Below are 15,863 nucleotides of genomic sequence, written 5' to 3' on the forward strand. Positions count from 1 at the left end.
AATAAATGTTACAATATATGCCCCAAAAGATGGGCTTAACTAAATATCTATTTTTCACTGGTAAAGGTGGCGTAGGGAAAACAACTACCGCTTGTGCGACAGCCACTTCTTTAGCACAAGATGGAAATAAAGTAATGCTGGTTAGTACAGATCCGGCCTCAAATCTACAAGACGTCTTTCAGACAACGTTGACTAATAAACCTACTCCAATAAATGGAATCAATAACTTAATGGTAGCTAATTTTGATCCGATCACGGCTGCTGAAGATTACAAGGAGAGTGTTGTTGGGCCATACCGTGGCATACTTCCTGATAGTGCCCTTGTAAATATGGAAGAGCAATTGTCAGGGTCATGTACAGTAGAGATTGCAGCATTCAATGAGTTCGCAAACTTTCTAACTGATAAAGAAGTTGCAGAAGAATTTGACTATGTCATTTTTGATACGGCTCCAACAGGCCATACACTAAGAATGTTACAGCTACCCTCTGCCTGGAATAATTTTCTTGACGAAAATACTACTGGCGTTTCTTGTTTAGGTCAATTATCAGGTTTAGGTGACAAGAAAAATATGTATGAAAAAGCAGTAGGAACTTTGGCTGATGAAAAACAGACAACGTTAATCTTAGTTACTCGACCACAAAAAGCACCTTTAGTTGAATCAGAGCGAGCGTCTGAAGAATTATTAAAATTAGGAATTGAGAACCAAAAATTAGTCGTCAATGGTTTGCTAGAAGTGTATGATGATGCTATTTCAGAGGAAATACACTCTGAACAACAAAGTGACTTGAACAACATGCCTAAACCATTAACTAAATTTGAAGCATACTACATTCCTCTCCGACCTTACAATGTCACTGGGGTAGATAAGCTTCAAATTTTATTGAACAATCAACAGCCTACTATCGTAGAACAGGAACAAGAAAGCGTTGATTTTCCTAATTTAGATTCAATAGTTAATGAGTTCATCCGAACAAATAAGAAAATTATTTTTACGATGGGGAAAGGCGGTGTAGGAAAAACAACCGTTGCAATAAAAATTGCTGAAAAATTAGCGCAATCTGGAAAAAAAGTTCATTTAGCTACAACTGATCCTGCTGATCATTTAAACTTATTTATTTCTAGTGATTTACCCATCTCAATCAGTCATATCGATGAGGAAAAGGAATTAGAAACATACAAAGAGGAAGTTCTTTCAAAGGCTCGTGAAACAATGAATGCAGATGATGTCGCTTATGTTGAAGAAGATCTTCGATCTCCTTGTACGCAAGAAATTGCTGTTTTCCGGGCATTTGCGGATATTGTAGACAAATCAGAAAATGAAATTGTTGTGATCGATACAGCCCCAACAGGTCATACATTACTTTTACTGGATTCTACTCAAAGCTATGCAAAAGAAGTAGAAAGAAGTTCCGGAGAAGTTCCTGTTTCCATTCAAAAATTGTTACCTCGGCTTCAAAATGAAGAAGAAACTGAAGTGCTTATGGTCACATTACCAGAAACGACACCAGTCTATGAAACGATGCGTTTAGATGAAGATTTGGATCGTGCAAAAATCGCTCATACCTGGTGGTTAGTAAATCAAAGTATGTTTGCGGCTGATACACAAAATAAAGTATTAAAAGCACGTTCGTTCAATGAATTAGAATGGATAGAAAAAGTATCTGAACTATCAAAAGGAAAATTTGCTGTTGAAGAATGGCAACCGAACTTTAGCCCTTTAGGGGTATAATTTTTTGCCAATACATAGATGTACATCTATGTATTGATTTCTTAATGATGGAGGATTCAAATGAAAAAAAATGAAAATCAACAAGGATTGGGAATCTTTGAAAAATATCTAACTCTTTGGGTAATAATTTGTATGGTACTTGGCATTTTAATTGGAAAGTTTCTACCGATAGTACCGGACACACTAAGTCAATTTGAGTATTATAATGTTTCTATTCCAACAGCCATTTTAATTTGGTTAATGATCTTTCCTATGATGTTAAAAATTGATTTTGGAAGTATCGTAAACGTGTCAAAAAAACCGAAAGGTCTGATCGTTACTTGTGTTACTAACTGGCTGATTAAACCTTTTACTATGTATGGTATTGCAGCCTTTTTCTTTTATGTTGTATTTAAGAGTTGGATTCCATTAGACTTGGCCAAAGAATATGTAGCCGGCGCTGTTATACTTGGCGCAGCTCCATGTACGGCAATGGTTTTTGTTTGGAGCCATTTAACTAAAGGAGATGCAGCGTATACGCTTGTTCAAGTTGCAGTAAATGATCTAATCATTCTCGTGTTATTCGCACCAATCGTTGCCCTTTTATTAGGTGTAGATAACGTTGTGGTACCGATGGCTACATTAGTATTATCAACTATACTTTTTGTTGTAGTACCCTTACTTTTGGGCGTTATTACGCGGATCTTAATTATTAAAAATAAAGGTTTGGACTACTTTGAGAATGTCTTTTTAAAGAAATTTGATTCTGTAACGATCATAGGATTACTCTTTACACTGGTGATCATTTTTTCTTTCCAAGGGGAAAAAATCCTTGCTAACCCTCTTCATATTCTGTTGATTGCTGTACCTTTAACAATTCAAACATTACTAATTTTTACGATTGCTTATACTTGGTCAAAACTTTGGAAATTACCTCATGATTTAGCGTCACCAGCGGGTATGATAGGTGCAAGTAATTTTTTTGAACTGGCTGTTGCAGTCTCCATTTCCTTATTTGGATTACAATCAGGTGCTACCTTAGCTACTGTCGTTGGCGTTTTAGTTGAAGTTCCTGTGATGTTACTCTTAGTTAAAGTGTCTAACAATACCAAAAAATGGTTTATGCAAAGCCCAGCAAATTTAACACATATTGGAGGGGAATAGCAATGAAAAAACTATACTTTTTGTGTACAGGGAACTCCTGCCGCAGCCAGATGGCTGAAGGTTATGCTCATAGTATTCTACCCAAATCAGCTTTCGAAGTCAGAAGTGCAGGTATTGAAACCCATGGATTAAATCCTAGAGCTGTAAAAGTAATGGCGGAAGATGGCGTGGATATTTCTAATCAAACGTCTGATCTAATAGACATGGATTATTTTAAGAATGCAGATTTGATCATTACTCTTTGTGGAGACGCAAAAGATAAGTGCCCTACCATTCCTAAAGGAGTTGTTCATGATCATTGGAATTTACAAGATCCTGCACAAGCAATAGGAAGTGATCAGGATATTCTTTCTGAATTTAGGAAAACCAGAGATATAATTAAGAAAAAGATTCTTGAAATCAATAGTCAGCATGATTAAATCTAGATATCATGATTCAAATTATATAAGGAAAAAATTACTGAAGAATATCACTTACAAATTATTGTTACACCATATCTCTGTTCAATACAAGATTATGAGAAGACAATGCATAGATTCGATTGATTATGTATAAATAGATAACTACCTAGATAGTATTGTAAAGTGGTAAACGTTTTAATATACTTTTAACTGAAGACTACCATTGTGGTATTTAGTTGGAGGTGAGAGGAATGTCTGTATTGCATCTATGACTATGAGTGTCTAAGAAACTTAGAGGCTCTAAGAGAGTAAATGAATGCATTCCTCCACTTTTATCTTCTTTATTAATGTGAAAAAAATCACTTTCAGAAGATAAGTTTGGAGAAGCATACTACTTGGTATGTTTCTTTTTTGCGTGCAAGATTATATGGGGTGTCTTCTATTTGGGAAGGAACTGTTTTTCATTTGCTTCTTTGTCATATTGGATTAGAAAAAATTCTTGGCTGATTTGAATACTCAAATCACCATATCAGGAGGATTATAATGAAAAAATTGTTAGCAGTGTCTTTAATCGCGTTAAGTCTAGGGATCGCTGGTTGTGGGAACTCAAATAATGCGACAGATGACTCAGGACAAGAATCATCTAAGAAGGAAGAAGTTCGCTTCAAAGGAGACTACATTGTCGATGCAGATTATGTGAAGGACCATTTAGATGATATTATCTTAATCGATGCACGCGGTGAAGATGCGGCTAAAAAAGGGACTGTGAAAGAAGCTGTTCCGATGACATGGCAATATCTATCGGATGTGGAGAATGGTGCTTCTGGTGATGAGAATTGGGGATTAGTATTAGAGCCTAAAAAGCTGGCTGAACATCTAGGTGAGAAAGGAATTGCAAAGGAGAAAGAGGTTGTATTATTTGCTTCTGCTCAAGAAGGCTGGGGAGATGATGGTCGGATTGCATGGGAGCTTCTTGCTGCTGGATATAAAGATGTAAAAATGGTTGATGGAGGCTTCTCTGCACTTAAAGATGCCGGAGTTAAAACGAATAAAGGCGGTACAGAACTAAAACCTGTCGATGTTGAGATCGACTCAATTAATCAAGATCATATGATCAAAACAGATGAACTTAAGGCGGATTACGATGATTACAAAGTCGTAGATGTTCGTGAGGATAAAGAATACGATGGTGAAGTATTATATGGTGAAGCAAAAGGTGGGCACCTTCCTGGCGCGATTCACGTGAAATATACTGATCTATTCAATAAAAATGGCACACTTAAAAGCAATGACCAATTAACTAAACTTTTTGAAGATGCTGGATTATCGAAAGATGATAAAATTGTCACTTACTGTACTGCGGGTATCCGTTCTGCTTATACACAATTGGTCATGGATATGTGCGGATTTAAAAATGTTAAGAATTATGATGGCTCATTTTATCGTTGGGCTAAAGTAGAAGATGTAGAGAAACAATGAAAAAACTGAGTAAAAAACAAGTAGCTAGAATTATTCTAGTCTTATTGATAGTGATAGGTATCGTGTGTTTCCTATATGTTCCAGCTATTAAATCAAAGCTTACTCAGGTATTAATGCTGTTCCGATCTATGAGTGTGGAGAGTATCATTGGTTATATTAAATCATTTGGTGCATGGGCAATTCTGATTTCATTTCTACTAATGATGTTTCAATCCGTCATAGCTCCTCTGCCAGCATTTCTGATTACGTTCGCAAACGCAGCGATATTTGGCTGGTGGCAAGGTGCAATCCTTTCCTGGAGCAGCGCAATGGCTGGGGCGTTACTGTGCTTCTACATTGCTCGAATTGCTGGAAGAGATTTTGTCGAGAAACTAAATAAAAATTTTTCATTGCAGAAATTAGATGAATATTTTGATCGTTATGGAGAACACACGATACTTGTTTGCCGATTGTTGCCCTTTATCTCATTTGATTTCATCAGTTATGCTGCTGGACTAACAGCGATCAAACCTATCCCCTTTCTAATTGCTACAGGATTGGGGCAGTTGCCAGCAACTATTGTCTACTCGTATGTTGGAAGTAATTTAACAGGTAATAGTCAAAAAATTATGTTTGGCTTACTGAGTATGTTTGCTTTGTTTATAGCAATTTATGTAATTAAACAAATCTATGGTGAAAGAATAAAAAAAGAATCTGCTAAATAAGTTTTGAAAATATTAGAGAGAAAGAATATCCAACTTCTTTATCTCTTTTTGATACTCTATCGAATGTAACACAAACCGATTGTGTTACATTGGACAAAATGAATCTATCCCTTGCGGCTCTAAGGAAACTTTATTTTTCCTTTTGTCGCTTTTTATTTCTTGCGTTTTGACCGCAACATACTACTGACCCACTGTTGGTTATGTCACATTCAGGAGAAATCTCAAGTGAAGGAAAGAGCCACTAAGAATAGTTTTATAATGGTCACTTATACCATTTACCCCTACGATAAATTGGTAGTAGTGAGCGACTTACTAGGTGTGGCGGCCAAATTAGATCTACAATAACTCTTTCTCGGCCCACCGAACAACAAGTAATTGGAACAGGCGGCCGATGGAGTACCGTCTATTTATAAAGCACTAAAAAGGGAAATAAATTCAGAACGCATATAAGAACTAAACAACATGATTGGCCGAATGAATGGCAAAAGACAAGACCGCGACTAAGGGAAATAAAGGAGGACACAGGAATGTATCGGTGTAAATACTGCAATTTAAAGTTGATAATGGATGGGTTAAGCGGCTATTACTGTAAAGAGTGTGATTTGTATTATGAAGAGTCAGAAGTCATTAAGTCACGGCGTGAATTGGTTCAACTACCGGAACTATCCAATGATCCTTTTTTCTTCCAATATGTCACAACGAAAGATTTATTGAAATGTAAGACAATCGAATTACTGAAGTATCTCGACTTGGCTCGAGGGACGAGCAGAAAGCTAAAAGAAAAAGCGCATCACAAACCAACTGAAATCGATCAATTAGATAAAGACAATCTGAAGTTAGCGAAAAGAACGATTCACAAAATTGAAACCATATTGATCGAAAGAAACGGGTATTTTCCAGCAGCCGTATATCCAGCGACGATAGAAAAAGAATATGATAGGCTTCGTGATTGTCAACGTAGTTTCGTTAGTAAAGGGAAATAGTAATATCGCAAATGAAATAATACGTATTTACTCCGTACTGGTCTCTAGCGAAAAGAGATTCTTTATGCAAAAATAATTGATTTAGATGTAAAACGTCAGAAAAACGCAACCGTATTAATTTTAGGACGAGAAAAGGATGATTTACTAGAGATACTCTCGAATGAAAGCACCGACAGCGATTACGCGTTTACAATGAGCACCGAGAAAATGAAGCGAATCTCTGAAGTAGAAGCCAATAGAATCGTCACTGATCTAACAGGTCAGCATCGAAAGGAGCCAATTATTGGCATCGATCAGCGGACGAAAGAACCTAAAGTCTTTAAACCAGCGAGCCTTTCGATCGGAAAAGTTATTTTAAATACTTAAAAATACAAATGGTGAAAGGAGTTTTTATGACTAACGTTATAAGTATTGAATCCGCCAACCAAGAGATACTACTGTTTCTGAACTCAATCGTTAGGATGCGTCACTAAAAGTGTTCTTATCAAAAAAACTGCGTCTTCACATTATAGCTTTACTCCAATAAAGGAGCAGTTGCAACTTTTAACAACACAAGAAGCCAATAGAATGGTGAAAGAATTATACTCGGAATTTGAGTTAACAGGTATAAGAACTTTTAATGAAGTGACAAAAGAATGGACGATTACCCCAATGAAAGACATCGTATCGTCGCAGCATTGTAGAATTTGAAGAACAGTAAAAAACCATTATTTGGGGCTATCACATACTAAAAAAAGACACTGTGGTTTAACTTCACAGTATCTAAACAAGGGATTCCTATTTTCTAAAACAGTAGTCCATATGATCATTTACAAGTCCTATGGATTGCATGAATGCATAAACGGATGTTGTACCAAGAAATTTGAATCTTTTCTTTTTCAGCTCTTTGCTTATCTTGTCAGACAATTCAGTGGAAGCAGGAACATCATCAATGGTATCCCAATGGTTATTTATTGTTTTACCGGATACAAAATTCCAAATAAAAGAATCAAAACTGCATTTAAGCACAATCTGTTGCTACAATGGAGGTTTGTTTAGAGGGTATTCTGGATACGTATTGTTATATACGTTACTAAACAACGCCGATCTTATAGAGGATTCTGAAAATTTGCTATCACTTTTATAAAATTTGCAAATGTTTATACAAAAGGATACGTCTGGAGCAAACATGACTTTTGGAGATTGTGGTTATAGACTGTCAGGGGATATATTTAGTGGAAATAGTGGAATGATGTTGGCTGTTAATAGCATTCTTACTAAGAATCCCTATAATTGGATTCCGATTCCTTTAAATAGTTTACCTATCCTTTTTAAAGAGATATAAAAAATGATTTTGAAAGGGGGGAAAGGAATGAAGGAAATTTTAGCTTTGCAAAAGGTGTCAGAAAAAAACACCACTAATACAGAACCAAACTTAAGTAAACAAAGCCATTTCAGCTGGCTTGGTTGCGGACTACATTCAATTACTTGTATCAATCCTGGTAATTAATTGAAACTAGTCAGTTCTATTGTAAACAGTGAAGTACGTATACTTCACTGTTTATTTAAATTAATTCGATCCGTAATAAGTAAACCAGACATATTACTATTAGATGAACATTTTGATAACCTAGATTTACAGATTATTAAAAATATTTTAGACTAAATTGATAAATTAGGTATTACGCTTATATTTATCATGGAAACACTGAAGCACCTTTATCAAATTCGATATATAAAAAATTATTGAATATGAAAATCTCTTCTATTCATTTTTTTCCTTCCCATTCGAATAAGTGATCAAACTTTAAATAAAGAGCCCTAAGAGGCGAGAAGTGATGTCCCTTTCTATGTATACTCAAAAGTGACAGAATAACTTTATAATTAAATTGCGTAGTTAGACAATTCTTGGTTATTTTGAATTGTGTGTTTTGGGTGATTATTAATTAACGAGAATGAGTAATTGAAGTGTACAGAAAACTTTCGCTTTTCTCTATACTTTATTTTTGATTCCATGGGCTAATAACATTGTATGCACCACATGAACGCAGATCAAATGCAAACCATAATAGATTGCTCAGAGAATAATTTCCAAAACCATCTAATTTAAAAATATTTTTCAAAATAAAATTGATTAAGCAGTTCAAAGAATGAATTTACAGCCAAGGAAGATTTTTAAAGGGAAATAACGAACGATAGTCGTACTAAAACAACCATATTTTGCACTTAATCCTAACATTCGCCTATACTATACAACTTTGTTTAATGTATCTTATGTAAACTAAAATAAAAAAGGCGGATGTCAAGTAAAATCGCAACGAATTAACGAAAAATTAAACGTTCTGATTGGTATTTATTCACTATCAAGGACTGTTGTTTAAGGCGGCGCATTCTCGTTCATAAATCTCTTTACATGTTGAAAAGCCGTGAATCTTTTTTGGCCTAGTGTTTAACTCGTTAGCGATAAATATCATATCAGCTTGAGTTTTGCTTTCAAAGGTCAGTTTCTTTGGTAAAAACGCTCGTATCAGTCCATTTGTATTTTCGTTTGTACCACGTTCTTGCGGCGTATATGCATGTGCGAAGTAGATTTTTGACTGGTAAGTATTTTCAATTTGATTGATAAATAGACTATTCGCGAACTCTGTTCCGTGGTCACATGTGATGGATTTAACTGCGTCGCCATGTAATGGTGTTAGTATCAAATCTTAGACAACTTTTCGTGGAGACAGAAATAAATTAAACTTATCTACGAGAGGATGAATTTTATGAACCGATACGAAGAAAATTTCAAACAGATGATTGTTGATCTGAATCAAACTGGACGTTCTGTTCGAGGGCTAGCGAAAGAATATGGCTTATCTGAAGCAACGATTTACAAATGGAAGAATTTATATTTACCTAATCAGTCCACAGGACTGACTGGAAAAGAAGTGGCTGAATTGAGAAAAGAAAATGCTCGTTTAAAAGAGGAACTTGAAATCTTAAAAAAAGCCGCAGCCATATTTTCTCGAAAGACCTAAATTCGCTTGTTCAATTTATAGAAAAATGGTGTAAGGATTACACTGTTTCTTTGTTGTGTCGGTTATTAGAAATTCCCAGAAGTGTCTATTATTTCTATAAAAATAAACCTTTAACTGCTACGCAAATAAAAAATAATTTCTTGAAACGGAAAATTACTGATATCTTTTTTGAAAACAAACAGCGATATGGTGCGACAAAAATCTATCATGTATTGCTCAAAGAAAACATTTCAGTTTCACTTAGACACGTACAAAAACTAATGCGACAACTGAGTTTACGTTCTATTACTATTAGAAAATACAAACCACAAAGTAATAAACAAGCAGTGGTATTCAGAGTAAATATCTTAAACCAAGATTTTTCTACTAAAACGATTTGTGAAAAATGGGTGGCTGATATCACTTACATTCCTACCAAGAAAAATAGTTGGTGCTACTTGTCTTCAATCATGGATTTACATACTAAAAAAATTATTAGCTATACATTTTCAAAACGAATGACTGTAGATTGTGTGATCCAAACATTGAATAAAGCAAAAAAGCATTATCCCATTCCAGAAGGAATGATTCTACACACTGATTTAGGCAGCCAATATACAGCAATTGACGTGGAAAACTGGCTTAAATCCAACAAAATAAGACATTCCTATAGCCGAAAAGGAACGCCTTATGATAATGCGGGAATCGAATCTTTCCATGCTTCATTGAAAAAAGAAGAAGTATATACGACTACTTACTCAGATTTTGAAGAAGCAAATCGGTCGTTATTTAGCTACATTGAAGGATTCTATAATCGAAATCGAATCCATAGTTCGATTGGTTATCTAACTCCACAGGAGTTTGAAGATCTGTCAAGAGAGGAAATGGCATAGCCGTCTCTACTAAAATTTGTCCAAGATATTGACTCAAATCCATTGATTAGACTAAGAAAAAGACAAAGATGTGATATGATAGAGGCAGTAATCAAAGAGTGTTGGGGGCATTCTGTATCTCTTAATTATTCCAGAAAGGATGATTATTATGCTTAGACAAAAAGTGTTAAATTTTATTTTTCGTACTATTCGTTTTATGTTTATTAGCATTTTAGGCTTACTAATCTATCAAACCTTACTAACTGATATTTTAACTAAAGGCTATCATATCGTAGCATACATCATTTTCTGGCTTTTTAGTTCATATATCATTTTACCAATTTTCAATAAATTTGTATCAAAACAATACTTACCTAATTATTTTATTGGACGTGCACGCACCACAGATGGATTGCTGGGAGATCCAATTAATTTAGCCTTCATTGGTTCAGAAGAAGATATCAAGAAACTATTCCTAGAAGTCAGATGGACTTTAGCAGATCCAATTTCTCTAAAATCAAGTATACGAATTACTTTTAGTTCTATTATGAAGAAATCCTACCCAAATGCTCCAGTAAGTTCTCTATTTTTGTTTAATCAAAAACAATCATTCGCTCTTGAGAAAGAAATTTCCGGAAATCCTCGTGAAAGGCACCATATTCGTTTTTGGAAAACACCAAAGAACTGGTATTTACCTGGTGGATTTCAGACAGATTGGTTGGCAGCTGCCACTTATGATAAGAAAGTTGGTCTTTCTTTATTTACTGGACAATTAACTCATAAAATTTCATCGAACATAGATAAGGAAAGAGACTTTGTCATTCAAACTTTAAGTAAAAATCACCAACAATTGACTGTTAAAACCGTAAAGAATTTTACTTCTAGTTACCATGGAAGAAACGGTGGCGGTGATCATATTTATACAGATGGTTCATTACCGTTTATCGATTTAACAAAATGACTCTAAGTAGTAGGTCCCCCCTGTCCGAAGTAAAAAAATAAATTACACTAGAATTAACAGTTTCACGTCGATCTCCACTAGTGCTTAAAATTAGAAGTTTGCTACTTTTATTGGCTCGTCTAATATTTTTTTCTATTAGTTGTAAAATTTATTTCTGTTTTAGTGCATTTTTAAATTAGTTCTCGATTAATTGATATTCTTCATTTATCCATATTTTTTTGAAGATATAAGTTAACGCTCATATCGTCATTTCGATAAGTTGCTAAAATTTTAAAAATTATTTTTCACAATGGACTCTCCTAGACTTGATTCTGAGAGGTCTAAAGATTACCATAGTTCATTTGTCTTTTTGTTGTCAGTCTGAAACTAATTTATAACGAGTATTTTTCGTAACATGAATAGTGATGCTCCACCTTATAGTAATATACGTTATTAGGTGGAGCATAAATGTCAAAAAAAAAACAAATTGTTCCATATCTTTTTATGAATTTATAAGAAATACTCTTGAGTAGTGTATTTTTTTATTTTGAAATATAGCTCATATCTGCTGAAGGATTAGTGATATCTACTCCTACCCACTTCTCATAGATCTTACTCAACTCACCATTTTTTTTCATTTCAACAATAATATCAGAGACTTCTTTTCCTAACTTATCCATCTCTTTATTGCCTTTTCTATATAAGAACGCTGTATCAGTAATGTCCTCAGATTTTCCTACAAATTTTCCATCTACTACTTTATTTTGAATCAATGCTATATTAGTCCCTGCTCCCTCAAAGAATCCAACTACGTCACCATTATTTAACGCTGCTGCTGCTGTATCTTTGTCTTCAAAAATAACGGGTTCAATATTAATTTTCTTTTCTTCAATATACCTTTCTAAAAACTCTCTCGCATTACTTGTAGCAGTAACTGCAATTTTTTTACCACCACAATCTTCTAGTCCAGAAATATCTTTAGTCTTATTTAAAACAAGTAATTTCATAAAACCATGAGCATAAGGCGCAGTAAAATTGTACTTTTCCTTTCTTGTCGGATTAATAGCTAAGTAACTAGATAAAAAATCTACTTCTTTATTATCAATTTTCCCAAAAAGTACATCAAATCCTGCAGGATCAAATTCTATCTTCTTATCGAGTTTTTTTCCAATATAATTCCAGATGTCTACTTCTGCTCCGACAACTTTGTCATTTTTCATATAAGAAAACGGAGGAACATTATTGTTTATAGCAACAGTGATTGTCCCTTGCTCTTTTTTCTTAGGTAATTCAGCTTCTTTTGAATCTTTCTTTTGGCAACCTGATAACAAAAATACCATCATAAAAGCAACAAGTATTGTCCTTACTATTTTTTTATATTTATTCATTCTAACTCCCCCATTATCTTTAATTTACTTGCTTTAAAAACTCTTTAACGCGTGAATTTTCTGATCCATCAAATATTTTTTTAGGACTACCCGATTCAATAAATGAACCATTTTCCATCACGAATATTCTATCAGATACTTGTCTTGCAAAATTCATTTCGTGTGTCACAATCAACATGGTATAACCTTTGTTCCGCTGTTCTTTAATTAAACCTAATATTCCATTAATTGATTCTGGGTCAAGTGAAGAAGTCGGTTCATCAAACAGCATTATTTTAGGTTCAATTGCTGCCGCTCGGGCTATCCCAACTCTTTGTTGCTGTCCCCCAGATAACTGTTTCGGGAAAGAATTTATTTTATCCTGCATCCCTACACTTTTTAAGGCCTTTAAAGAAACATTATAAGCATTTGCTTTTGATAGCTTTTTTACAGTAATTAAAGGCTCCATGACATTCTCAATAGCTGTCTTATTTTTAAATAGGTTGTATTGTTGAAATACCATCGAAGTTTTTCTACGAACCTCCAATGTTTGCTTTTTAGTAATACCCGGAGCTGATACAGATAGGCCATCTATAACCATCTCTAGTTTATCGGGCATCTCTAACAAGTTGATGGATCTTAAAAAAGTTGATTTCCCTGCACCAGAAGGACCTATAATAGAAATTGTCTCACCTTCATCAATAGTCATACTTAAATTATTCAGAATAGTTCTTTCTCCAAAATGTTTACTAAGATTTTTCAATTTAATCATACTTGTACTCCTCAACTTTTTGATAACTTAATTTCTATTAATTTTTGTGCCTGTTCAAAAATTAATATGATTACCCAGTATATCAACATAGCTACCAAATATGCCTCGAACCAATTTCCTGTTAAGGACGCTTCAACTTTGGCCTTTGACAAAATGTCTATTACACCGATGGTAAATCCCATAGAAGCTCCTTTAAAAAGCATCACAAAGTTATTACCAATAGATGGTAAAGCTATTTTGAATGCTTGAGGCAAAATTATTCTTCGCATCGTTTGTAAATAGGTCAATCCCATCGAAAATGAAGCCTCAAATTGACCTATATCCACTGCTTCAATAGCAGCTCTAAAATTTTCAGCCATAAAAGCCGTTGTATTTAGTGTTAAAGCTATTATCAAAACCCATGTTGGAGATAATCCTTGAAAAATTGGAAATATTTGTCTCAAACCAAAATACAAAAAGAAAAGTTGAGCAATAAAAGGAGTAGCCCTAAAAAAAGAAATGAGAATACCTGTGATTTTGCTTAATATAAAAATATTAAAAAAACGAATCAAAGATATGACAGTGGAAAAAGCAATAGTTATAAGGAAAGCAACTATTGACACATAAAGTGTTACATAAATACCTGAAAAAGCAATTGGAATTGTATTCAGGAAAAACGACCAATCAATGTTTTGCATATTTTTTACCTTAATCTTTATTTATTTAGTTTTAACTCTAAGTATATCTAATTGGTAGTTATAGATGAAATTTTCAAAATAGATTAGCAGCTTCGTTAGTGATTGTTTTCACTATTATATTTATAAAAAATGGAACTTCTATCCTAGTACCTCTAAGAGTAAATTCTACTCAATATCATTCATGATGTATATTCATATTAACGCCTCCTATTACCTATACCAATAAGATAATACTCATAAAAGTATACCTTTGTACTAAAGCGATTACAATAGCATTCTAATTAGTATTATTAGCTTGAAAATTTTCTTTAATAATATTTTTTTAAGTGTTGCATATTTCTTAGCGAATAAAAATATATACCAATATTTGCTACATCCCAATCTACCATTAAATCTTATTAAGAAGATAGTAATGCTGTAGGTTAAAATTCAATTTTAAATTTATACTTATTTACACATGTAATTACCGTAAGTTTTGGAAAAAAAAGAGAAGAATTTATCCTTCTCTTAAAAATCATGAAACATTCTTATTTGTTACTTTCTAATTTTTTTTAATGCATTGTCATTCCACCAGTGACATTAATTGCTTGTCCCGTCATATAGCTTGATAAAGAGCTTGATAAAAACAATACGACATTCGCAACGTCTTGGGTTGTTCCTGTTCTCCCCAGTGGCACTTGACTTATATCCTCTTGTCGAATATCTTCTGCGCTTATCCCTCTTAATAAACCACCCTCAACTCGTTCTCTTTGCTTCATTTCGGTTTCAATAATTCCCGGACAAACAGCGTTTACTAAAATATTATTAGCTGCTGTCTCAATTGCTAATGTTCTGACCAAACCTAGTACTGCATGTTTGGACGCTACATATGCCGACATTCCGCGATATCCGTTTTTTCCGGCTTGAGATGCAATCGCTATTACTCTTCCTTTTTTACCACCTGCAATCATTGCCCGTGTAAAATATTTTGCTGCTAAATAAGTCCCGCGAGCATTAATCTGATAGTTCTTATCAAAGTCACATGTTTGGCTATCCACAAGAAAATCCATTGTCGAAATCCCAGCTACATCAACAAGAATATCTGGAACCCAATTTTTTTTATATAATAAATGGCTTAAATTGGATACTTCTAATTCTTTACTGACATCCAAATGAATCTGGAAATAATTTTCATACACAGCTTGTAATTCACTAGATTTATACGATATATCTGCAGCGATTACTATAGACTTATTAATTAGAAAAGTCTCAACAATCGCCTTCCCGATTCCTTGATTGCTACCAATTACTAATACGATTTTATCTTTTAATTCTGGAAACATTTCTATCACCTAAACCAAATGACGTTTAAAAGCATCATCACTAATTCCTTCAGAAATTATTTTTTTTGACCATTCTTTTGCTGAGAACAGAGAATGGTCCCTATAATTTCCGCAACTTATGATATCAGTTCCTTGAACGTCTTCCCATTTAGTTTTTTCAGCAATTTCGCATAAAGACTCCTTTAAAGCCACAGCAACTTCATGAGCGGTAGGTTCCCCCCATACAATCAAGTGAAAACCTGTCCGACATCCAAATGGTGAACAGTCAATTACCCCGATCAAACGATCGCGCAATAAGTCCGCTAATAGGTGTTCTATGGTATGCAACCCAGCAGTTGGAATTGCACTTTCATTGGGTTGGACAAAGCGTAAATCAAAATTTGTTATAATATCACCTTTCTGACCATTTTCTTTAGTGATTAAACGTACATAGGGTGCTCTCACCTTTGTGTGATCAAGTGTAAAACTTTCTACCTCTGCCATAATTGCAAC

The 15,863-nt window shown here is 34.1% G+C and carries 16 protein-coding genes and 1 pseudogene; 10 read left to right on the forward strand and 7 right to left on the reverse strand.

Features of this window, described 5'->3' with window-relative positions:
- Window positions 1-5: 5 nt before the first annotated feature.
- The 7 genes from arsA to IGI66_RS18665 all read left to right on the forward strand — a co-directional run bounded on the left by arsA (window position 6) and on the right by IGI66_RS18665 (window position 6,806).
- Window positions 6-1,730, forward strand: a complete 1,725-nt coding sequence (gene arsA, locus IGI66_RS18635; RefSeq protein WP_438849912.1) for an arsenical pump-driving ATPase — start codon at window positions 6-8, stop codon at window positions 1,728-1,730.
- A gap of 60 nt (window positions 1,731-1,790) precedes the next feature.
- Entirely contained in the window at window positions 1,791-2,873 is a 1,083-nt protein-coding gene (arsB, locus tag IGI66_RS18640; RefSeq protein ID WP_438849913.1) for an ACR3 family arsenite efflux transporter, read from the forward strand.
- 2 nt (window positions 2,874-2,875) lie between these two features.
- A complete protein-coding gene (gene arsC, locus IGI66_RS18645; protein ID WP_090408118.1) occupies window positions 2,876-3,292 on the forward strand; it encodes an arsenate reductase (thioredoxin) in 417 nt (138 codons plus the stop codon).
- Window positions 3,293-3,817: 525 nt separating this feature from the next.
- Window positions 3,818-4,753: a sulfurtransferase gene (locus tag IGI66_RS18650; protein WP_090408121.1), complete on the forward strand. Its 936-nt coding sequence runs from the start codon at window positions 3,818-3,820 to the stop codon at window positions 4,751-4,753.
- The gene (locus IGI66_RS18655; protein WP_010743169.1) at window positions 4,750-5,457 is read left to right on the forward strand and encodes a TVP38/TMEM64 family protein; all 708 of its coding nucleotides are present in this window, start codon (window positions 4,750-4,752) and stop codon (window positions 5,455-5,457) included. Before IGI66_RS18650 ends, IGI66_RS18655 begins: the two co-directional genes overlap by 4 nt.
- Window positions 5,458-5,984: 527 nt before the next feature.
- Window positions 5,985-6,440: a hypothetical protein gene (locus IGI66_RS18660; protein ID WP_438849914.1), complete on the forward strand. Its 456-nt coding sequence runs from the start codon at window positions 5,985-5,987 to the stop codon at window positions 6,438-6,440.
- Window positions 6,441-6,647: 207 nt separating this feature from the next.
- Complete coding sequence (locus IGI66_RS18665; RefSeq protein WP_438849915.1) at window positions 6,648-6,806, forward strand: hypothetical protein; 159 nt, start codon at window positions 6,648-6,650, stop codon at window positions 6,804-6,806.
- A 411-nt stretch (window positions 6,807-7,217) separates the two neighbouring features.
- Here IGI66_RS18665 and IGI66_RS18670 read toward each other — a convergent pair.
- A pseudogene (locus tag IGI66_RS18670) lies at window positions 7,218-7,436 on the reverse strand (DNA-3-methyladenine glycosylase I); the annotation flags it as partial.
- A gap of 355 nt (window positions 7,437-7,791) precedes the next feature.
- Between IGI66_RS18670 and IGI66_RS18675 the strand changes: the two are divergent.
- A complete protein-coding gene (locus IGI66_RS18675; RefSeq protein ID WP_438849916.1) occupies window positions 7,792-7,929 on the forward strand; it encodes a hypothetical protein in 138 nt (45 codons plus the stop codon).
- 853 nt (window positions 7,930-8,782) lie between these two features.
- Here the strand turns inward: IGI66_RS18675 and IGI66_RS18680 are convergent.
- Complete coding sequence (locus tag IGI66_RS18680; RefSeq protein ID WP_438849917.1) at window positions 8,783-9,124, reverse strand: IS30 family transposase; 342 nt, start codon at window positions 9,122-9,124, stop codon at window positions 8,783-8,785.
- Window positions 9,125-9,187: 63 nt separating this feature from the next.
- Here IGI66_RS18680 and IGI66_RS18685 point away from each other — a divergent pair.
- Both IGI66_RS18685 and IGI66_RS18690 read left to right on the forward strand, forming a co-directional pair.
- A protein-coding gene (locus IGI66_RS18685; RefSeq protein ID WP_438849918.1) for an IS3 family transposase occupies window positions 9,188-10,314 on the forward strand; the annotation gives its coding sequence in 2 pieces (ribosomal slippage) (window positions 9,188-9,416 and window positions 9,416-10,314; 1,128 coding nt in all).
- A 148-nt stretch (window positions 10,315-10,462) separates the two neighbouring features.
- On the forward strand, window positions 10,463-11,254 hold the full coding sequence (locus IGI66_RS18690; RefSeq protein WP_438849919.1) for an LssY C-terminal domain-containing protein: 792 nt from the start codon (window positions 10,463-10,465) through the stop codon (window positions 11,252-11,254).
- 521 nt (window positions 11,255-11,775) lie between these two features.
- On the opposite strand, the gene IGI66_RS18695 is transcribed toward IGI66_RS18690, so the two are convergent.
- From IGI66_RS18695 to IGI66_RS18715, 5 genes are all read right to left on the reverse strand, one after another.
- Window positions 11,776-12,621, reverse strand: a complete 846-nt coding sequence (locus IGI66_RS18695) for a transporter substrate-binding domain-containing protein (protein ID WP_438849920.1) — start codon at window positions 12,619-12,621, stop codon at window positions 11,776-11,778.
- Window positions 12,622-12,640: 19 nt separating this feature from the next.
- Window positions 12,641-13,372: an amino acid ABC transporter ATP-binding protein gene (locus IGI66_RS18700; RefSeq protein ID WP_438849921.1), complete on the reverse strand. Its 732-nt coding sequence runs from the start codon at window positions 13,370-13,372 to the stop codon at window positions 12,641-12,643.
- Between the two features lie 11 nt (window positions 13,373-13,383).
- Window positions 13,384-14,049: an amino acid ABC transporter permease gene (locus IGI66_RS18705; protein ID WP_438849922.1), complete on the reverse strand. Its 666-nt coding sequence runs from the start codon at window positions 14,047-14,049 to the stop codon at window positions 13,384-13,386.
- Window positions 14,050-14,600: 551 nt separating this feature from the next.
- A complete protein-coding gene (locus IGI66_RS18710; protein ID WP_438849923.1) occupies window positions 14,601-15,371 on the reverse strand; it encodes an SDR family NAD(P)-dependent oxidoreductase in 771 nt (256 codons plus the stop codon).
- 9 nt (window positions 15,372-15,380) lie between these two features.
- On the reverse strand, window positions 15,381-15,854 hold the full coding sequence (locus IGI66_RS18715; protein ID WP_438849924.1) for an S-ribosylhomocysteine lyase: 474 nt from the start codon (window positions 15,852-15,854) through the stop codon (window positions 15,381-15,383).
- Window positions 15,855-15,863 lie beyond the last annotated feature (9 nt).

Source organism: Enterococcus sp. AZ048 (genome assembly GCF_051715125.1).
Lineage (GTDB): Bacteria > Bacillota > Bacilli > Lactobacillales > Enterococcaceae > Enterococcus_A > Enterococcus_A gilvus.